The sequence below is a fragment of the Nocardia sp. NPDC046763 genome, from assembly GCF_040645495.1.
Taxonomy (GTDB): domain Bacteria; phylum Actinomycetota; class Actinomycetes; order Mycobacteriales; family Mycobacteriaceae; genus Nocardia.
In genome coordinates this window covers 252,699-271,370 of record NZ_JBEYYI010000001.1, presented here as the reverse complement: position 1 = coordinate 271,370, position 18,672 = coordinate 252,699, and the positions used below count along the sequence as shown (strand labels likewise).

Here is an 18,672-nt window from a genome sequence, read left to right as displayed (position 1 = left end):
CGTGGAGGATCCCATGCTCACCATCGCGGTCACCGGCGCCACCGGCGCCCAGGGCGGCGCCACCGCCCGCGCCCTGCTCACCAAGGGCCATCAAGTCCGCGCTCTCACTCGCTTCCCGGACTCCCCTGCCGCTGTCGCCCTGCGCGAACTCGGCGCGCAGATCCGCTACGCCGACTTCGACAACCCCGAACCCCTCGACACCGCACTATCCGGTGCGGATTCGCTGTTCGCGGTCACCACCCCGTTCGACACCGACACCACCGTCGAAATCCGCCACGGCAAGACCCTCATCGACGCCGCGGCCACCGCCGGCCTCGACCACATCGTCTACACGTCCGCCGCGCACGCCGACCGCGACACCGGCGTCCCGCACTACGACAGCAAGCACGCCATCGAGCAGCACCTGCGCGCCTCCGGCGTGCCCTGGACGATCCTCGGTCCCGCCGCATTCATGGACAACTACGCCACCGGCTGGACCCTCGACGGCCTGCGTGCGGGCACCTTCGCCTGGCCCATGCCCTCCGACCAGCCCCTCACCCTCATCTGCGCCGAAGACATCGGCGCCTTCGCCGCGCTCACCCTCGACCGGCGCGGCGAATTCCTCGGCCGCCGCATCGACATCGCCGCCGACGAGCTCACCCCCGCGCAGATCGCCACGGCGCTGGCCGATGCCATCGCCACTCCCGTTGCCCATCAACAAGTTCCACTCGCCTACGTGCGCAGCCGCTCCGCCGATCTGGCCGCGATGTTCGAGTACTTCACCACCGAGGGCCTCGACGTCGACGTCACCGGCCTGCACCGCGACCACCCCGACCTCGGCTGGCTCAGTTTCACCGACTGGGCCGCGCGTCAGGACTGGCCAACCCTCCTGGCTGCCGCACCCGCTGGCTACTGAACCCGCCCAGCACTTTCCACTCGCATCAACTCGCGCCCGCACCAAGGAGTTCCGTTGAAACCCATCGGCTACTGGCTCAACCGCGCCGACCACGCCTTCACCACCCACATGAACACCATGCTCACCGAATTCGGGCTCACCCGAATCGCCTGGCAGGTCCTCAATGTCGTCGCCGACACCGCCGACGCCACCGACACCGACATCCACACGGTCCTGGCGGCCAACGCCGACCGCGCCGCACTCGACACCGCAATAGCCGCCACCCTCACCGGCCACTGGACCACCCGCCCCGAACCCGGCCGCATCGCACTCACCGACCACGGAAACCGCCGCCTCGCAGCGGTCAGCGACCGCGTCACCACATTCCGCGCCCAATCCATGCACGGCATCACCAGCGACGAATACCGCACAGCGGTTTCCGTCCTCGAACGCATGACGCTCAACGTCGAAGCCGCCACAGCCTGACACCGCCGACAAATGCACTATCCTGCCGCATGCCGCGCTGACTGAACCGGCCCAGCGCGAGCGCTCCGAAGATCAACGGGCTGAAGGCATCTCACCTGACTGGGCCCGCCGGCTGTGCACGGAAATTCCTGTGGTCCCGATGGGGCTGCACAACACTGGGCCCGCACCGAATGCAGCGCGTTTCTTCGATCGCAGGACCCTGCTACCGCTCCTGTCGAGTGGCTTGGTCGAGGCGGCGTGATCACCCCGGCCTCCAGCCCACGACCCTTCAGTTCAGCAAAGTCGAGATCGACTGCACCACAGTCGATCCTGTCTATGGACACCGCTGGGTGCGCAATCGGCACTGCAGGATTCGCGGCGGCACACTGCATCCGCTCATGGTTGACCGCGCCGACAGAACCGGCGAGCGCGGACCCTCGGAAATCAACGGGCAACGGTCATCTGAGCCCGCCGACCGAACGTCGTCAGTGCACGGTAGCCGCATACTGCGCTGATCGAACCGGCCAGCGCGGGGCATCGGAAGATCAACTGGCCGTGCCGATCCGAGGCCGGCGGAACGTCCGCAAGTGCCGGCGTGCGGGTGTTGGCGTGCTGACCTGTCGCGCCCGGCCGCGATAACGTTGGGCCGATGGAGCGCACGGCCACCGCGACAACACGCCTCGGGGCGGATTTCGGCAGATTGTGGTCGGCCGTATCTCTTTCCGGCGTCGGTGACGGGGTGACTCAGATCGGCGCCAACCTGCTGGCCGTGTCGATCACCCGCAACCCGATCGCGGTATCGGGACTGATGATCGCCCAGATCACCCCGTTTCTCGTATTCGGGCTGCCCAGCGGAGCCTTAGTCGACCGGCTCGACCGGCGCCGACTCATGACCATCGCGACGGTCGTCCGCATCGCCGTGCTCGGCACTGTCAGCGCCGCCGTCGCTACCGATTACGCGAGCCTGCCGCTGCTCTACATCACCTTCTTCGTGGTCGGCTGCGCCGGTCTGGTCTTCGACAACGCCTCCACCACAGCTATTCCCGGCCTGGTCGCACTCACCCAACTCGAACGCGCCAACGGACGCCTGCAAGCCACCCGATCGGTCACCGAACAAGTACTCGCCCGTCCCCTCGGCGTCGCCCTGTTCGGAATCACAGCCTGGACACCGTTTCTCGTCGACACCGTAGGCCTCGTCGTGGTCGCCATTCTGGCAGGCACGCTACCGGCCACCGTCGATCGCCGCGACCCAAGCGGCACCCGGCAGCACCTCACTGCCGCGGTCGTCGTCGGTGCGCGGTGGTTGTGGCGAAACAGCCTGGTCCGCACACTCACGCTCACCGTGGGACTGTCCAATATCGGCCTCGGCGCGATCTTTTCACTGCTGGTCCTGATCGCCCGTGAACGACTCGGCGTCGGCAACACCGGGTATGCCGTGCTGCTCCTCGCCGCCGCGCTCGGCGGCGTCTGCGGCGGCCTCGCCGCACCCCGCATCATCGCCGCACTCGGCCCAGGCACGACACTGCGCGTAGGACTGCTCATCGAAATGGCCTCATACGTCGGAATGGCACTGACCCACAACGCCGTCGTTGCCATGGCCATCCTCATCCCCTTCTCCATCCACCTGTCGGTGTTCACCACCATCGGATCCTCACTACGACAGACACTCGTGCCACCGGAGCTTCTCGGCCGAGTGCACGGCGCGTACCGCCTCGTCGGCGCGACCGGCCTGTTCCTCGGCGCAGCCATCGGCGGACTGCTCGCCAGCCAATTCGGCCTTACGGCACCCTTCTGGATGGGACTCTCCTGCGCAGTGGCGTTCACCCTGGCAGCCTGGCGAAAACTCAACAACCACACCATCACCGCCGCCCGAACAGCAGCCGACAAAAGCCGCGCAGACCGAACCGGCCAGCGCAGGCAGTCCGGGGTCAACTGACCACGCCGATTCGGCACCGGCCAACGCACGCATATGCCGATGGGCAGCTGAGATAAGAGGTTCCATGCCGGGAAACTGGTTGCCAATTGGAAACCGGTTCACATATGGTCGATCTATGCAGGACGCGCAGACCCCAAAGCAGGCACTGGACATCGCTGCCGCTACCACTCGGCAGGCGCACGAGGCTGCCGCGCTGCCCAGTTGGCAGCCTGTCGCGGCCGGTGTGTCGGGAGCGCTCGCTGCCCTGCTGCTCTGCACGCTGGTCGCCGACGGCATCGGCAGACCGTTCGGATGGATCATCCTGATCGGCGGAATCGGCTCGGGCTGGGTGTATTTCAGACTTGTGCAACGGCAGCGCCGGACTCAGCATGCCCGCGGCATCGTCCCGCTCCCGATGGCGGAGTGGAAGCAGAACATGGCACTGCTGGTCGCGATCCTGGTGGTGCCGCTGGTCGGCCACGCGAGTTCCGGCTCGGACGGATGGATCCGAGTGGCGTCCAGCGTCGTCATGGGCGGATGGATCTGGTTCGTGCAGGCACGACCGCGAATCCTCTCCTGGAAGACCCGACCGTGGAAGCGCTGAACGAACTGTTCGCCTCCCTACCGCGCCTGAAACTCGTGGCATTCCTCGACGGTTGCGCCGAAGCGGAATTCCTCGTCGTCGCAGACATGTGCGACCTCAACAAATCCACCCTGTCCAAAGCGATGACCACGCTGGAGAACGCCGGATACCTCGATGTCACCAAGGGCTACGTGGGCCGCAAACCGAGAACCTGGCTCGCCCTCAGTCCCAAGGGTCGCACCGCCTACCATGCTCACCTCGCCGCCCTCACTGCGCTCACTCGCAAGGGCGGGGAGGCCACGCCGGAATCGTGACCGAATCTCAAAACCCTCGGCCGGGGAGCGATCTGTAGCCGATTTCGATGCATCGCGAGGATTACCACAGAGGAGGGATCAACCTAGTTGCTTCGTTGCCGTAGCTGGCCAGGAGAAGCATGGTATCTGTCCCGGCAGGCCTTGTTGAAGACCGACAGAGTCGAAAAACCGCTGTCGTAGGCGATATCGGCGATGGTTCGGCGTTGATTCCGTGGATCGGAGAGGCGTGCCACCGCCCGTTCGAGACGGGCGGTGAGCAGGTAGCTATGGGGAGTAGTGCCCGCCAGGCGCATGGCACGTTCGAGCTGGCGGCGCGTGATACCGAGATCTTCGGCGACGGTTTCCGCAGTGACCCGCGGGTCATCGGAGCATCTGCGGATGTGCAGGCGCGCATGTCGGGATATCGCGGCCAGTTTCGTGTTCTCCGGGGCCCAGCGTTCGTCCAGAGCACCGGCCAGCAGCCCGGTCCAGTGCGTGCTGATCGTCAAGAATTGGGTCGCCGTCATCGTGTCGCCGTGGCGGTCGAGCTGTTCGGTGAGCGCAAGAACAGACCCGAGCAGCGGGTCGTGGGCGTCCAATGCCAGATGCGGCGGCCCATCGGGAGACAAGCACAGTGTGTTGGCAGGAACGTTCAGAATCCAGCTCCGCACATGGTCGGCGTGGGAAAGCACCATGCGCTTACCCCAATCGACGACGCCCATCTGACCAGGCCGCAGCAGCACTCGTGTGCCGTGTTGCTCGATGCCGAGGGTTCCGCTGCGGGGGATCAGCAATCGGGCGCTGCGGTCGCCGTCCGCCTCGACCTCGGCCGGCGTGCGTTCGTAGGAAATCTCGGTGGATTCGAACTGCACATTCTGGAAGTCGCCCAACTTATAGCCCGCCAGGCGCTGAACCCGTAGCGCGCCATCGAAGTTCGGCCAATCGCTGAACTTGACCCGCGCTCCGCCCTGATTGATGGAAACCTGCTCGCGCCAGTACGCCGGTCTGTCGTCCTTCGGCACCTCGGATGTGGTGTCGCTTGTCAATTCCAGCTCAGACACCTGCGTCACCCCTCAGCGTTGTCGCAATTCCGGAAGAGGTTCGTCGCAAATCCGGTCGACCCGAATCTATACGCGCACTTAACCTTTGACTAAACGAGTCGCTCGCCCGCTGCTCGACGAAATCGAACGCGAACAGGGCTGACCCGCACCGTTGTCGATCTTGCTGATCTACGAAGGGGGTAGATCAGCAACACCTCACCTTCGCTCGCTCACGCGGGCGCACCCACCGGCCGCGCCTTCACGCGCTCTCGGGCCAGGCGCACCTCACCGGCATCGATGCCCGGCGCCTCGCGATCCATCACCTGCGCTCGACGCGGGTGATCTTCGAGCTCGGCAGACCCGCGAGTCTGCCGAGCTCCGGCTCCGTGAGCACCGCCGGGCGCCGTCGACGTTCGACGCCGCGATGCGGGAACGGTTCCCCGCTTACGCCGCGGAGAGATCTCACTAGCCATGGCGTATGGGAACCATTGCTGTACAAAACATCCGCTATTGCCGCTGATCGCGCTGACCGAACCGGCCGTGCCGACATCGGGAGATCCAAGAGGCTGTAGTACGACCGTTGGCGATGATGTGCGGATCGTTTCGCAGGGCTGACGAGTCACGTTGTGCAACAGCGATTGTCGAACTGCTGACGGTGATGGCCGAGGTGGCTGGGGCTCGGACTCGTCGGCGTGCTGTGCTTGCCGAGACCGGGTGCAACCCTGGCGAACGTGCAACACGGCCAACCCGATTTGCTGGGCACCTTGGCTAGAGCTCTGAGGGCACGACGTTGGTGACGCCGTCGCGTAGTCGTGTAGCGGGTGGTCGGTTCCCGATTGCGGTGTGGGCGGTGGTAGTTGTACGCCAGGCCGCGCTCATGAGCATTGCTCGTCGGTAGTCACCGTGGCTGCTGTTCCACGATGACCGCCCAGTCGTCCGCCCCGTGACCCTCGGCGATGGCCTGCTCGAAGACAGCCCGCAGCATCTGACCGATCGGGAGCGGAATGTCGTGGTCTGTCGCCGCCTGGAGTGCGAGGTGGAGATCCTTACGGCCCAGCACCGTGGTGAATCCCGCTGGCTGGTAACGCCGTTCGGCGATCATCGACCCGTAGCCGGCGTAGACGGCTCCCGGGAAGAGTGTTGAAGTCAGCAGGTCGACGAACTGCCCGGAGTCGACACCGGCGCCTTCCGCGAGGCTGACGGCCTCGCCCAGCGACTGGATCGCGCAGGCGATCAGGTAGTTCCCGAGGATCTTCACGATGTTGGCCTGCTCCGGACGGTCGCCGAGTCGCCAGGTCCACGAGCCGATCACGTCGAAAAACGGCTGCACGCGGTCGATCAGCGCAGGCTCACCGGCCGCAAGGATGTTGAGCGCTCCGGCTTCGGCGACCGGAACACGGCCGAAGACCGGTGCCGCGACGTACCCGACACCATGCTCGGCATGCGCTGCGCCCGCCCGGCGAGCCAGATCAGCGCTCACTGTTGCGAAGTTGACGTGAACGGTCCCGCCCGTGGTTTGAGCGAGGACGCCGGAGTCGATGAAGGTCTCGGCGACGGCCTGGTCGTCGGACAGGACCGAGAAGACCACCGGCACGTGCATGGCCTCTGCGACTGAGTTGGCACGACGGGCACCCGCCGCCACGAGTTCATCTGCAGGCCCGTCGGAGCGGTTCCACACCACGACGTCGTGGCCGGCTTTCAGGAGGTTGCGTGCGATGGGTCTTCCCATGGCTCCGAGACCGATGACCGCGATGCTGCTCATGGGACACCCCTTCCTTTGAACCGTCTAAGGAGGTTCAAGAATGCCATGGAGCTACGATTCATGTCGAACCGACCAAGGCGGTTCAAGAGGCTGATGTTGCTCGCTGTGGAGGCTGGAATGACCGAGGACGTCCGTCAGGTGTTCCGAATGGACAACGAGGTCCTGGCGTTCCGGTTCACCGCCACCGTCAGCGATCGCGCCGGCATGGCGACGCGAGAGCGACTGGATACCCCGGCACGACTGAAGTTGTGGCTGCTGGCCGCAGAGTTCGACGTCGCAGACGTGTCGCCGACCGATCTGAAAGCCGCCGTCGAACTGCGCGAGGCAATTTACCGGATCGGTTCGGTGATCGCCGCAGGTGAAAAGCCAGATTCCGGGGATGTCCGCACCCTCAATGCGGTCGCTGCGGCCGGGCACGCGAAAGCCGCACTGGAACACGGCGAACGCGCAGGATGGCACCTGACGAAGACGGCCCCTGTCAGGGACGCCCTCGGGGTCCTGGCCACAAACGCCATCCATATCCTTGGGGGCCCCGACCGCGGCCGCGTCAAGAACTGCGAAGGCCCCGGATGCGCAGGGCTCTTCCTCGACACCAGCCGTGGGGTCAACCGACGCTGGTGCTCCATGAACACTTGCGGCAACAAGGTCAAGAAGTCACGGCTCGCCGCGAACCGACCCGACAAAGCCGCGATCAGGCCCGTCGACAACGTCATGGCCCGCAACAGCTAGTCGGCGGCAACCGGGGCTGACACCAGACTCGAACTGCGCGATCTAGTCGAACATCCGATCTTGCCGCATACCGCGCTGACCGAACCGGCCAGCGCGGGTGCGCGGAAGGTCAATGGGCAGGGGTCATCTGAGCCCGCCGACCGGATGTCGTCAGTGCACGGTAATGCCGCTACCCGCGCGGTTCGAAGCGTCCACACGGCAGCCTGGAAATCAACGGCCTGAGCGACTCGCAACCGCCGGCAGTGCGCGCTCATGCCGAGTTCCGTGCGACCGGTGCAATCCCTCACAATCCGGCGTAGAGCAGCAATTTCACGCCAATTCCTCAGCTGTAGTGCATGTTTAGAACAGTTGGGTTGGCCGTTGCCCGCATGGCAGCACACTCTCCTGCCGCATGTCGCGCTGACCGAACCGGCCAGCGCCAGGCATCGGAAGATCAACTGGCCGTGCAGATCCGACGCCGGCGGACCGTCCGCTAACTAGCCGAGTTCAGTGCGTTCGATCGCTATCCGTTGTTCCCACAGCGTTGTGCGCGCGCATGTAAGAGCCTTCGGCCATGGCCTGACAGCGGAAGATCAACCCGATGAGGTCATTTCGGGTTGTGGTCAGGGTCGCGGATCGAGTAGTGGTTGGATCAGTTCCGCTCCCTGGCGTTGCAGCCAGTTCCGCATGCTCAGCAATCCTGGGTGCAGCGAACGCAGTTCATCGATGTCGACGTGGGGAACACTGCCGTCTCCACTGTTGAACAACTCGTAGGCGCGGGCGAACCGTTCGTTGATACTGCGTAGTTCCTCGATCGAGCGTTGGATATAGGGAACTTCCCTGCCGACGGTGGCACTGACATGGGCGGCGACCTCGGGGGGCGTCAAGACGTCACCGACCAGCTCCAGCGTGCGGCCTTGATAGTTGTCCGGGTTCTGCAACGCCAGTGCGGTGAAAGCGCCGATGTCATCGAGCGCGATGAACTGCTGACGTACGTGGGGGGCCGCAGCGGTTCGCAGTGCACCGTCGCGAATCCCGACGGTGGCCGACTGCGTGATCAGGTTCTCCATGAACGAACTCGGTCGCAATACTGTGGCCGAGACACCTGACGCGGTGATGTACTGCTCGATCTCCCATTTGGCCGACTGGCCACCGCGATCGGCACCCAGACCCGAGCTGTAAACCAAATGCCGCACTCCATGTTTCACGGCTGCATCGGTGATCGCCTTGCCTGCCTTAACCTCGTCCTGCTCCGGAGACAGCGGTCCGGGGTGCACGCTATACACGCCGTAGGCGCCCTCGACGCAGCGATCGATCGTTGCGAGATCCTCCAACGAACCCGCCACGACCTCCACGCCGGCATCGGTCAAACGTCGAGCTTCGATGCTGTCGGGACGGCGAGTCAACGCGCGCACTCGCCAGCCGTCAGCGAGCAGCCGGGACGCGACCGCTCCTCCCTGCTGTCCGGTCGCGCCAGTGACGAATACAACCTGGTCCATCGCTATCCTCCCCCAAATCGAAGTCGTCTAAACGGAGAACTTTCTCCAGTTGGGGAGCATACGGAGAGAGTTCTCCGGTTCGCAAGATCGGAGTTACCATCGACCGATGAGTGGCAAGGCCGAACCGACCAGCAAACCGTTGCGCGCGGACGCTCGCCGCAACCGTGACCAGGTATTGGCCGTCGCCCGCGAGATGCTGGCGGCCGAGGGCTGCTCGGTCTCTTTCGATGAGATCGCGCGCCGCGCCGGGGTTGGCGTCGGCACCGTGTACCGGCATTTCCCCACTCGCACCGCGTTGTTCGAATCGGTCGTGGTCGGCCGTGTCCAGGAGTTCACCGAACGAGCACGCACACTGGCCGCCGACGACACCGCGGCAGACGGGGCATTCGACGGTTATTTCGCCTACCTGGTTGGCGAGATCGCACACAACCAGGCGCTGTGCGAAGCCCTCGACCACGGCACCAGAACCGCACTCGCGATACCCGACCAGTTATACGACGAGTTCAATCGATCGTTCGAAGACGTTCTCGCACAGGCGAAAAAGGCAGGAACGGTAAGAGCGGACGTCGACGGCACCGACGTGCTCGATCTGCTCATCGGAACCGCGACAGCGGTCCGCCGCGCACAGCCGCGCGGTTCGGCGAACCAACTGATCACACTCGTGCTCGACGGGCTCCACACCCGATAACCGACCACCACGCAGTGTCGATGGATCGCGCGCTTGCACCGAGTCCGCTCGAACTTACCGGGTTATTGAGCGATGCCTCGCGCAATCTGATGAACGCACTATTCTGCCGCATACCACGCTGACCGAACCGGCGCGCCGACACCGAACTTGCCATGCGCCGGCACGCCAGCGGTCGGACGAATCGTCTTTCAGCCCGAGAGGAACATGACGCGTACTGAGATATCTATCCCGTTGTGCGAAACGGCATTTCATGGCCTGTGCCAATGGCACTAGCCCACTGCCAACACCATGACCTGCGGTGGGCCACCTCTGATGACGGATCGAGTGCGTGACAATGCCGGTGAAGGGTGGCCCGTTCGGCCTTCCCGTTGTGCGAAGCGGCATTTTATGTCTTTTGCGGCGGGCCAATAACGTCGGATTCATGGAGTGGAATTTTCAGTCGGCCGAAGAGCTCGCGGCTGCTTTGCGTGACGGTGCGGTGACCTCGGTGGAACTGACCGACGAGGCGATCGCCCGTATCGAGCGGGACGACAAGGCGATCAACGCGATCTGTGTGCCGGACTTCGATAATGCACGGGCTGCCGCGCGCGATGCCGATCAGGCGCGCGCCCGCGGCGAGGACCGGCCGCTGCTGGGTATTCCGGTGACGGTCAAGGAGTCCTACGACATCGCCGGGCTGCCCACGACCTGGGGCATGCCGGAGCACGCGAACTATGTACCGGCCGAGGACGCGGTACAGGTTTCGCGGCTGAAGGCCGCCGGCGCGGTGCTGCTCGGTAAGACCAATGTGCCGTTGATGCTGCGAGATATCCAGAGCTTCAACGAGATCTACGGCACCACCAACAATCCGTGGGATCACGACCGCACGTCGGGCGGGTCGTCCGGCGGTTCGGCGGCGGCCCTGGCATCCGGGTTCGGCGCGCTGTCCATCGGCTCCGACCTCGCCGGTTCGTTGCGCACCCCCGCGCATTTCTGCGGCATCTACGCGCACAAGCCGACACTCGGGCTGGTGGCGGCCCGCGGTATGGTCGCGCCGCCCGCGCCGGCACTGCCGGTCGATCTCGACCTCGCCGTCGTCGGTCCGATGGCGCGCACCGCCCGCGACCTCACGCTCCTGCTCGACGTGATGGCCGGACCCGACCCGCTGACCCACGGCGTCGCCTACGACCTGGCTCTGCCGCCAGCGCGCCACGAGCGGCTGGCCGACTTCCGTGTCCTGATCATCGAGGACCATCCGCTCATTCCGACCGGATCGGCGGTGCGGGCGGGCGTGAACCGGGTCGCCGAGGCGCTCGTCGACGAGGGCGCCCGCGTCGAACGGCACAGTCCGCTGCTGCCCGATCCGACCGAAGCGGCGACGCTCTACATGCAGCTGATGCTGTCGAACGCCGCCGCAAGTCTTTCCGTCGACGTGTACGAACAGCTGCAGACCCACGCCGCCGCCCTGAGCGCGGACGACCGGAGTCTCGATGCGGCGCGGCTGCGCGGCATGGTGCTCAGCCACCGCGACTGGGTCGGGGCGAACAACCGTCGCGAACTCCACCGCCACGGATGGCGGCAGCTCTTCGCCGAGTTCGATGCCGTGGTATGCCCCATCACGCCCACTCCCGCCTTCCCGCACAACCACAACGGAGGTCTGGAGAACCGGCACATCGACATCGACGGCGTCGAGTACCCGTACTTCGACCAGCTCGTCTGGGCCGGTATGGCCACCATGCCCGGCCTGCCTGCCACCGCCATCCCAGCGGGCCGGTCACCAGAGGGCCTTCCGGTGGGAGTGCAGCTCATCGGTCCGATGTTCGAGGACCGCACGCCGCTGCGGCTGGCCGAACTGCTCGAGCAGAAGATCGGCGGCTTCCAGGCACCGAAGTAACACGCACCACCGGGTGTTCACCCAGGACGAAGCGCCCGCAGAATCGCAACCGACCACAACGAACCGAGAATCGTTGCAGAAGTCCCGCGCGGTCCGAGTCAGCCATGCGCCCTAGCGGAAATCAACGCACCGAACTCATCTCGGCTCGAAGCCAGTTCGCCTGATCGATCGCCGAGTAGCACCTCTTGGAGGCGATTTCGGGCAAATCGCTTCCAGGGTGTGCGACTCGATGGCTGGGCTGCAGGCTAGTTGGCCGATGAACCCACTGAACTGCCGCGACCCGGGCGTTTCGGAGCGGCCACCAGACAGGCCCGAAGATCAACGGGCTGAGATCATCTCGGTCCGCCGAACGCACTGACATGCCGGTCGGCCGGGTAACACTATCGCTCGGAGAAAGTCTCCGCCCACGCCGCAGACTCCGATTCCTCGGCAGTGCCGGGCACGCGTCTGCCGTTCTTGGGGTTACCCACGCGCCCACCCGGCCGGGCCTGTCCCGATCTGCCGAGCGCCACGCCTGTCGGCCCCCGCTCCGTGAATCAGGAACGGGGGCCGAAAAGGTCATAGGCACAAAGCCTTTCATAAGACAGTCGCAAGCGCGCTCCGGTTCCATTCGTCAGGGACCGAACATCTTCTACTCCAATGGAATTCACACTCCAGAAGAGTGCAACGGAGGGGTACTCCATGAAAATCTCATTCGCCGCCCGCGCTGGACTCGCCAGCGCCGCGATCGCTGGGCTCCTGCTCGCGGCCGCACCAGCCCGCGCGGCTGGGCCGGTTCAGAACGCATGCCTGGTGATCGAGAACGAGACGTCGGACGGCGTGACGGTCGTCGTGCAAAATCTCCTGTTCCAGGGAGAAAGCTGGAAGATCGGCCCGAACGTAACCACCATCCTGACAAACGGCAACGGCAATGCCATCGCAACCGCCGACGGCGACTGGAGCATCCAAGCTCCGTCCGGCACCTGGCGCTACGAATCCGATTGGGACCGGGACCGGGGATGCAATGGTTCCTGGGTCTACACAGTGTCGTGACGCCACGAGATCTGAGCCGGTACCGTGATCCCGCCGGACGGCAGCCTGTGTTGACGCGGTCGATCGATCCTGACAGCAGTGGTGCAGCCCCAGCTTCTCGCCCTACTGGACGCACTATTCCGGCATCCCGTGCGGGCCGAACCAGCCAGCGCGGGACCTCGGAAGATCAACGGGGCCTGGACATCTGGCGTCGGCCGAACGCACCATCATGCCGAGTTCCGTGCGACCGGTGCAATCCCTCACAATCCGGCGTAGAACAGCAATTTCACGCCAATTCCTCAGCTGTAGTGCACGTTTAGAACAGTTGGGTTGGCCGCTCATGCCCGCATGGCAGCGCACTCTCCTGCCGCATGCCCCGCTGACCGAACCGGCCAGCGCGTGTGCGGCTCGCCGACAGCTGTCGCACGCCGATGCCCTCGGGGTGGATTCCGAGCTTGTTCGTCCGTCGCAATGAGAGGGGGCGGCTGCGCATCTGTCAGTCGGATTCGGTGCGGCGGTCGTAGCGGGCGCGGGCTCGATCGTGGGCGTTTCGGAGCAGGTTTCGGATTGGGGCCTCGGTTCGGGGGCCGGGGTTCACGACGGCGAGCCAGGCGGCCGAGGCGTAGATCGGATGTGGGATCAGGGTGTCGGTGGTGCTCGGGTCGAGGGAGCCTGATTCACGGGGAGTGTGGCCTGTCCACTCGATGAACTCGTCCCTCGACGTGTTGATGTTCAGCCGGAACGTGTCGGGCCGGTCGAGCTGGGAGGTGGTGTCGTCGGGGTAGTCCTTCGTGATGAGGGTGGCGAAGGGCTGGACCGTGGTGGGGGTGATGCCGTCGGGGGCGTAGTAGAAGAAGTAATCGCCCCAAGCGATTTCGGGGGTGCCGTCACCGGGGGCCGGGTGGAGGGTGAGGACGCCGCCGAGGGATTCGATGTATCCGGCCAGGTCTTCGATGGTCATGAGTTACAGCGTTACATTGAAGTGCTTGTGTGGACTTTTCCCTGGATATAGGGAGGTGGAGAGTTGCGAAGTCGCAACTCGGGCCGATTACGGACCGTGGATGTGGCGCGGCTTGCGGGGTGCTCGGTGCAGCAGGTCCGCAACCTGGAGAACGAGGGTGTGCTGCCGCCGGCGATCCGCACGGACGCCGGCTACCGGATGTACGGCGAAGCTCATCTGTGGTCCGCGCGGGCGTACCGGAGTCTGGCGGCGGGCGCGGGGCCGGGGGTGGCCAAGCAGATCATGCGGGTCGCGCAGGCGGGAGCCGTCCCCGATCTGCTCGCGCTACTGGATGCGGCGCACGGACGGCTCGACGGCGAGCGGCGGGAACTCGAGATCGCCAGGGCGGCAGCCAGGTTGATCGCCGAAGAACCCATCGGGGATGAGCGGCCCTCGGACGAGATGGGCGTGACCGAGTTGGCGGAGGCGCTGGGGGTGCGGACCTCCACACTGCGGCACTGGGATGCGATGGGGCTGGTTGTGCCCGGACGCGGAGACAGCCGGGGCGCGCGCAGATACGCGCCGGCCGAGGTGCGAGATGCGCGGATCGTGCATCAGTTACGGGCCGCGGGGTACCGGATTCCACAGTTGCAGGAGTTGATGCCGCAGTTCCGGAGTGCGCGGCGGTGGGACGCGGTGATGGCCGGGCTGGCCGCGCGGGACAAGAGCATCGAGAACCGGTCCCGGGCGCTGTTCGAGGGCACAGCGGCACTCAGCACGGCCATTTCGGCGGCGACCGATGAAGAAAAGGTCGACTTCTCCTGAAGTACAGCCGGTTTCGGACTGACCGAACATGCGCCCGCCGCGCTACCGGCAACGGCGGATCCGCCACGTCACCGCCATCCATTCTGAGATTCCGCCACGAATTCTGAGTGCAAGGGGAACAGCGAAAGGTTCTGTTCAGCGGTCGAATTCCGCGTTGGCGATGCCCTTGTTGAAGGCGGACCATTCGGCAGGGGTGTAGTCGAGGGTGGTGCCGTGGGGGTTGGTAAGTGTCGCACCGCCAGCGGAGATGGTGACAGACAGGTGGTCGCCGAGTTGACCGGAGTTGCCGCTCAGCACCAGATCCAGGAAGGCGGGCCAGAGTTCGGGGGCGATCGCGAGCGTCGGTTGATCGTGAGACGGGCCTGTGTACTTGCTGTCTCGGATCAGTACACGGTCGGTGCGGTGGGCGACCTCTACACAATCCGAGCCGCCCTGGCTGTAGCTGGATTTGAACCATTGAGCGACGGTCGAGTCAGCGTTCACTCTCATGTCTCCTTGCTATTTCTCGCAGAAAGTCGCGGCTCGGGCGGGTGTCCAGGCTCGCCTGTTGAAGCTTGAGGAATGCCTGGCGGAACCTCAGCACATCGGTGCGCTTCTCGAGATAGGCGCTACCGGCGTAGCCCTCGCAGTAGACCTGCGGAGGTTCCAAGACGTTGTTGCCGCGGGCGGATCCGCCGAAATCCATGATCGTGAACGGTGGCAGCGCAGCGCCGAGGGGCAGTCCCGCCCGGAACGGCATCACTCGGATATCGATGTTGTCGCACGTACTCATGTCGGCCACGTGCCGGCACTGTGCCGCCATCACACGATTGTCCCCGACCACCGTGCGTAATACGTTCTCGTGCAGGACTACTGATACCTGGGTCGGACGCCGCGAGCGAGTAAGGATGCGCTGCCGCTGTACACGGACCCGCACCCGGCGTTCCAGTTCGTCGTCGCTGTCGTCGAGGAAGAAGGCCCGGTCGACGGCTCGCGCGTAGTCCGCGGTCTGCAGCAGGCCATGCATGATGAGCGGTTGGAAGATCGTCAAAGCCGTTGCACCGGACTCTAATCCGACGTAGAGGTTGGCCCATGCCGGAATGAGGTCACCATAGCCGTACCACCACGATTTCGCCGGTGCCTGCTCGGCGAGCCCCTGCGCGACAGCGGTATTCGGGTCGCTCAATCCGTAGGCTTCGCAGAGAGCCAGGACGTCGTTGACCCGCACTCTCCCAGTCTCACCTCGTTCGAGGCGGCTCAGTGTGGGCCGACTCCATTGCACCAGCGCTGCGGCCTCGTCCAAGTTCATGCCAGTTGCCGTGCGCGCATCTCGTAGTAGCCGACCGAGCTGCCGACGCGGCAAGGTGGTGCCGGTGTCTTCGGGCTCGTGGTCCGCCATCCGTCCGTCCTCTCATCCGGCCGATGCGTTCCTCTCATTTTGAGAGGAAGAGTATCCCTCTCATGAGAAGTGAGATGCGGCTTCGCGCTGATTTCAGGAATTCGGCGGCGGGTCCGGCCCTGTGACGCGACCGGGGGCATCGTCTGCTCATCGCTACGACCGTCCGATTGAGCGAGGGCTGACGTAATGCTGTGGGACATCTGGTTTTTACTTCTGATTGCTGTCATTGGACCGACACTTCTCGCCGTCGCGCGGTGGGGGTTCACCGATGCTCGGTCCGCTGTACCGGGCGACTCGCTCCTGGTCGCCGGCGGCTTCCCCCGCGTACCTCTACACAACCGCCATCGTGTGCACGGTAGGCATCGTGCGCGGTGATGACGTGCTCTTCTCCCGTTCACCCAATCCGAGGCGATGATGACCAACCCCTATTTCGCGCCCGCCGATCCACCTGAGCCCGACCGGATGGCCTCGCTGCGCGATCATCCCGCCTGGCATGCCAGGCCCTCGCGCGGCGAGATATTCACCGATCGCGAGGTCGAAGCTCTGCTGCGCGCTCATAACGAAACATGCGAGCAGGCTGGATGCGCGCTACGCCGACACCTCGTGGGCTTGCGCGACCAGCGCGAGCAGGAGGCGCAGCGACCATGATCCGGCTGCCTGATTGGGCGAAAGCAGGTGCGCCCGTGCGGTTCCGGATGACTGGAAGGCACGATACGGACTGCACCATCGCATCGGTCACGTCAACCGGACGAGTCACGCTCTGTAATGGCGAGTGCTTCGCCCCGACCCACCTGACATCCGGAAGTTGCGATGCCACACGCTATTTCGAGAAGTTCAACCGCCTGTCAGGAGTGACGAAGTCCGTCCGTAAAGCCTGACGCCAGGTGGCTTCGGGCTACTCCGGACTCGACGGACGTCGCGGAGATCCTCGACCGGGGCTCCAGTGCTACCGGGACGCGTCCTGTGTTCCGAGGTCATCACATGCCGATGGGGAGCGCGCCGAGGGCACGCTCCCCATCGTTCATGGTGTCGGAATTCAGTCGATCTTGACGCTGAGACCGTAGTCGACGGTGCTGTGGCTGGGAGAGGAGACCACGAGCTGGTAGGAACCGTTGACCGGCAGGGTGACCGAGGTCCACTGGCGCTGGTAGGACAGGGTTCCGGTGGGGCCGGTGATGGTGACCGTCGCGTCCGACCAGTAGGGGGTGGCGTCGACCACCATGACCTGGCCGCCGCGGGCGTCCACCTGGTACGTGTCGTGGCTGAAGCCGGTCAGGCGGCCGCTGACATAGCCGTTGTCGGTGTCGTAGGCGAAGTAGATCTGGTGCACATCGTCCGCGGAGGCAGGGCCGGCGCCGAGGATGGTGGCGGTCGAGGCGGCGGCGAGGACGGTGGCGGCGAGGAATTTCTTTTTCATGCTGCCGAGGGTGGGCGGCGGCACCAATCAGATTCCAACCGAACACTATTGGCGCATATCAGCGCCACCGCTCGACGGCCGGCGCTCTCGCGGTAGCGGACTCGTATGGAGGACACACCCATCTCGGGGTTGGAGGTCCTCACACCGAGGTACTCGCGCCGTTGTTGGAACGTGGAATCCCCTGCAACCGGCACGAACAGCTGCGGCCGCCGCTCTACCTTCGGCATCCAGGTTCGGGCGGTGAGGCTCGGCACCTGCAGGAAGGACATCCAGATGACCACGAGCAACCGGATGCGCGTGCGCATCGCCGCCGCGATCATGGGCGCGGTCGTGGTGGCCGGTACGCACAGCGTGAACGCCCAGGCCACTACCCAACCCACGATCCAGGACCTCGTCGACGCCATCGACACCGGTGTGACCACCGCCGGCAAGGCGCTCGCGGACACCGGCATCTCCAGTGCGCCGCACTCCACCATCCCGACCGGCAACGGTCCCGAAATGACCGACGCCGCGGCCACGTTCACCTTCTCCCTCGCCAACGAGAACACGGCCCCCGCCGGCGCCAACGACTGGAACTGCAAAACCAGTGCGGCACATCCCGATCCGGTGGTGCTGCTGCACGGATCCTGGATGAACGCCTTCGACGGGTTCGCCTACCTGTCACCCAAGATCAAAGAGGCCGGATTCTGCGTGTTCGCACTGAATTTCGGCCAGGAGGGTCTGCTGCAGCAGGGCGGTCTGGGCGCGCTGCTGCCGGGCGTCAATGGCATTGCGCCCATGGAGGAATCGGCCAAGGAGGTCTCCACCTTCGTCGACAAGGTGCTCACGTCGACCGGCGCACCCAAGGTCGACATCATCGGGCACTCCCAGGGCGGCACCGTCGCCGACCAATACCTGAAATTCGACGGCGGCGCCGGGAAGGTCGACCAGTTGATCACCTTCGGCGCCACCCACCACGGCACCACCCTCGACGGCATCGCCACCCTGGGCCGACGTCTGACGGACATGGGTTTCAACGCACTGGGATTCAGCCAGCTGCTGGTCGGTCAGGGCCTGATCGAGCAGGTCTCCGGATCCAGCTTCTACTCGACCCTCGACGCCACCGGCGACACCGGCGACACCGTCCCCGGCGTGCACTACACCAGCGTCGCCACCACCCACGACGAGATCTCGACCCCGTACAACGCCACCTTCCTGACCGCCGGCCCCGGAGCGACGGTGAACAACGTGACCCTGCAGGACAACTGCGGTATCGACCTGTCCGACCACCTGTCGATGATGTACTCCCCCCGGGCCGCGTCCATCGCCCTGCACGCCCTGGACCCGGCCGGCCATCCGAACCTGGTCTGCACCTTCAACCCGTACGTGCTCTGAACGACCGCCCGGGTTCATCGCGCGAGC

The 18,672-nt window shown here is 65.1% G+C and carries 19 protein-coding genes; 12 read left to right on the top strand and 7 right to left on the bottom strand.

Going from position 1 to position 18,672, the window contains the following annotated elements; genetic code table 11:
* The first annotated feature begins 13 nt into the window (after positions 1 to 13).
* The 5 genes from ABZ909_RS01290 (at position 14) to ABZ909_RS01270 (ending at position 4,151) form a co-directional block, all read left to right on the top strand.
* Entirely contained in the window at positions 14 to 895 is an 882-nt protein-coding gene (locus tag ABZ909_RS01290; RefSeq protein WP_356995607.1) for an NmrA/HSCARG family protein, read from the top strand.
* 54 nt (positions 896 to 949) lie between these two features.
* Positions 950 to 1,360, top strand: a complete 411-nt coding sequence (locus tag ABZ909_RS01285; RefSeq protein WP_356995606.1) for a hypothetical protein — start codon at positions 950 to 952, stop codon at positions 1,358 to 1,360.
* Positions 1,361 to 1,988: 628 nt separating this feature from the next.
* A complete protein-coding gene (locus ABZ909_RS01280; RefSeq protein ID WP_356995605.1) occupies positions 1,989 to 3,275 on the top strand; it encodes an MFS transporter in 1,287 nt (428 codons plus the stop codon).
* Between the two features lie 115 nt (positions 3,276 to 3,390).
* The gene (locus ABZ909_RS01275) at positions 3,391 to 3,858 is read left to right on the top strand and encodes a hypothetical protein (RefSeq protein WP_356995604.1); all 468 of its coding nucleotides are present in this window, start codon (positions 3,391 to 3,393) and stop codon (positions 3,856 to 3,858) included.
* Complete coding sequence (locus ABZ909_RS01270) at positions 3,846 to 4,151, top strand: transcriptional regulator (RefSeq protein WP_356995603.1); 306 nt, start codon at positions 3,846 to 3,848, stop codon at positions 4,149 to 4,151. The genes ABZ909_RS01275 and ABZ909_RS01270 overlap by 13 nt, the downstream gene beginning before the upstream one ends.
* Positions 4,152 to 4,234: 83 nt before the next feature.
* On the opposite strand, the gene ABZ909_RS01265 is transcribed toward ABZ909_RS01270, so the two are convergent.
* The gene (locus ABZ909_RS01265; RefSeq protein WP_356995602.1) at positions 4,235 to 5,191 is read right to left on the bottom strand and encodes a helix-turn-helix domain-containing protein; all 957 of its coding nucleotides are present in this window, start codon (positions 5,189 to 5,191) and stop codon (positions 4,235 to 4,237) included.
* 877 nt (positions 5,192 to 6,068) lie between these two features.
* A complete protein-coding gene (locus ABZ909_RS01260) occupies positions 6,069 to 6,932 on the bottom strand; it encodes an NAD(P)-dependent oxidoreductase (RefSeq protein ID WP_356995601.1) in 864 nt (287 codons plus the stop codon).
* 117 nt (positions 6,933 to 7,049) lie between these two features.
* Here ABZ909_RS01260 and ABZ909_RS01255 point away from each other — a divergent pair, with 117 nt between their 5' ends.
* On the top strand, positions 7,050 to 7,661 hold the full coding sequence (locus ABZ909_RS01255; protein ID WP_356995600.1) for an ABATE domain-containing protein: 612 nt from the start codon (positions 7,050 to 7,052) through the stop codon (positions 7,659 to 7,661).
* Between the two features lie 602 nt (positions 7,662 to 8,263).
* On the opposite strand, the gene ABZ909_RS01250 is transcribed toward ABZ909_RS01255, so the two are convergent.
* The gene (locus ABZ909_RS01250; protein ID WP_356995599.1) at positions 8,264 to 9,139 is read right to left on the bottom strand and encodes an NmrA/HSCARG family protein; all 876 of its coding nucleotides are present in this window, start codon (positions 9,137 to 9,139) and stop codon (positions 8,264 to 8,266) included.
* Positions 9,140 to 9,245: 106 nt separating this feature from the next.
* Here ABZ909_RS01250 and ABZ909_RS01245 point away from each other — a divergent pair, with 106 nt between their 5' ends.
* From ABZ909_RS01245 to ABZ909_RS01235, 3 genes are all read left to right on the top strand, one after another.
* A complete protein-coding gene (locus tag ABZ909_RS01245; RefSeq protein ID WP_356995598.1) occupies positions 9,246 to 9,827 on the top strand; it encodes a TetR/AcrR family transcriptional regulator in 582 nt (193 codons plus the stop codon).
* A gap of 421 nt (positions 9,828 to 10,248) precedes the next feature.
* Positions 10,249 to 11,700 (top strand): amidase, encoded by a 1,452-nt coding sequence (locus ABZ909_RS01240; protein WP_356995597.1) that lies wholly within the window; start codon positions 10,249 to 10,251, stop codon positions 11,698 to 11,700.
* A 681-nt stretch (positions 11,701 to 12,381) separates the two neighbouring features.
* The gene (locus ABZ909_RS01235) at positions 12,382 to 12,732 is read left to right on the top strand and encodes a hypothetical protein (protein ID WP_356995596.1); all 351 of its coding nucleotides are present in this window, start codon (positions 12,382 to 12,384) and stop codon (positions 12,730 to 12,732) included.
* A 475-nt stretch (positions 12,733 to 13,207) separates the two neighbouring features.
* Here the strand turns inward: ABZ909_RS01235 and ABZ909_RS01230 are convergent, their stop codons facing one another.
* On the bottom strand, positions 13,208 to 13,672 hold the full coding sequence (locus tag ABZ909_RS01230) for a DUF6194 family protein (protein ID WP_356995595.1): 465 nt from the start codon (positions 13,670 to 13,672) through the stop codon (positions 13,208 to 13,210).
* A 63-nt stretch (positions 13,673 to 13,735) separates the two neighbouring features.
* Here ABZ909_RS01230 and ABZ909_RS01225 point away from each other — a divergent pair, with 63 nt between their 5' ends.
* Complete coding sequence (locus ABZ909_RS01225; protein WP_356995594.1) at positions 13,736 to 14,476, top strand: MerR family transcriptional regulator; 741 nt, start codon at positions 13,736 to 13,738, stop codon at positions 14,474 to 14,476.
* A gap of 135 nt (positions 14,477 to 14,611) precedes the next feature.
* Here the strand turns inward: ABZ909_RS01225 and ABZ909_RS01220 are convergent, their stop codons facing one another.
* On the bottom strand, positions 14,612 to 14,959 hold the full coding sequence (locus tag ABZ909_RS01220) for a DUF397 domain-containing protein (RefSeq protein WP_356995593.1): 348 nt from the start codon (positions 14,957 to 14,959) through the stop codon (positions 14,612 to 14,614).
* A complete protein-coding gene (locus tag ABZ909_RS01215; RefSeq protein ID WP_356995592.1) occupies positions 14,949 to 15,854 on the bottom strand; it encodes a helix-turn-helix transcriptional regulator in 906 nt (301 codons plus the stop codon). Before ABZ909_RS01215 ends, ABZ909_RS01220 begins: the two co-directional genes overlap by 11 nt.
* Positions 15,855 to 16,265: 411 nt before the next feature.
* On the opposite strand from ABZ909_RS01215, the gene ABZ909_RS01210 reads away from it, so the two are divergent.
* Positions 16,266 to 16,502, top strand: coding sequence for a hypothetical protein (locus ABZ909_RS01210; RefSeq protein WP_356995591.1), 237 nt, complete (start codon positions 16,266 to 16,268; stop codon positions 16,500 to 16,502).
* Positions 16,503 to 16,890: 388 nt separating this feature from the next.
* Here ABZ909_RS01210 and ABZ909_RS01205 read toward each other — a convergent pair whose 3' ends face one another.
* Positions 16,891 to 17,271: a hypothetical protein gene (locus ABZ909_RS01205; RefSeq protein ID WP_356995590.1), complete on the bottom strand. Its 381-nt coding sequence runs from the start codon at positions 17,269 to 17,271 to the stop codon at positions 16,891 to 16,893.
* Between the two features lie 273 nt (positions 17,272 to 17,544).
* Here ABZ909_RS01205 and ABZ909_RS01200 point away from each other — a divergent pair, with 273 nt between their 5' ends.
* On the top strand, positions 17,545 to 18,645 hold the full coding sequence (locus ABZ909_RS01200) for an alpha/beta fold hydrolase (protein WP_356995589.1): 1,101 nt from the start codon (positions 17,545 to 17,547) through the stop codon (positions 18,643 to 18,645).
* Positions 18,646 to 18,672: the final 27 nt, after the last annotated feature.

Coding starts and splice junctions, on each gene's coding strand:
- ABZ909_RS01230 (WP_356995595.1), bottom strand. CDS start 13,672: ATGACCATCGAAGACCTGGCCGGATACATCGAATCCCTCGGCGGCGTC.
- ABZ909_RS01275 (WP_356995604.1), top strand. CDS start 3,391: ATGCAGGACGCGCAGACCCCAAAGCAGGCACTGGACATCGCTGCCGCT.
- ABZ909_RS01260 (WP_356995601.1), bottom strand. CDS start 6,932: ATGAGCAGCATCGCGGTCATCGGTCTCGGAGCCATGGGAAGACCCATC.
- ABZ909_RS01250 (WP_356995599.1), bottom strand. CDS start 9,139: ATGGACCAGGTTGTATTCGTCACTGGCGCGACCGGACAGCAGGGAGGA.
- ABZ909_RS01280 (WP_356995605.1), top strand. CDS start 1,989: ATGGAGCGCACGGCCACCGCGACAACACGCCTCGGGGCGGATTTCGGC.
- ABZ909_RS01245 (WP_356995598.1), top strand. CDS start 9,246: ATGAGTGGCAAGGCCGAACCGACCAGCAAACCGTTGCGCGCGGACGCT.
- ABZ909_RS01290 (WP_356995607.1), top strand. CDS start 14: ATGCTCACCATCGCGGTCACCGGCGCCACCGGCGCCCAGGGCGGCGCC.
- ABZ909_RS01235 (WP_356995596.1), top strand. CDS start 12,382: ATGAAAATCTCATTCGCCGCCCGCGCTGGACTCGCCAGCGCCGCGATC.
- ABZ909_RS01255 (WP_356995600.1), top strand. CDS start 7,050: ATGACCGAGGACGTCCGTCAGGTGTTCCGAATGGACAACGAGGTCCTG.
- ABZ909_RS01205 (WP_356995590.1), bottom strand. CDS start 17,271: ATGAAAAAGAAATTCCTCGCCGCCACCGTCCTCGCCGCCGCCTCGACC.
- ABZ909_RS01200 (WP_356995589.1), top strand. CDS start 17,545: ATGACCACGAGCAACCGGATGCGCGTGCGCATCGCCGCCGCGATCATG.
- ABZ909_RS01215 (WP_356995592.1), bottom strand. CDS start 15,854: ATGGCGGACCACGAGCCCGAAGACACCGGCACCACCTTGCCGCGTCGG.
- ABZ909_RS01210 (WP_356995591.1), top strand. CDS start 16,266: ATGATGACCAACCCCTATTTCGCGCCCGCCGATCCACCTGAGCCCGAC.
- ABZ909_RS01240 (WP_356995597.1), top strand. CDS start 10,249: ATGGAGTGGAATTTTCAGTCGGCCGAAGAGCTCGCGGCTGCTTTGCGT.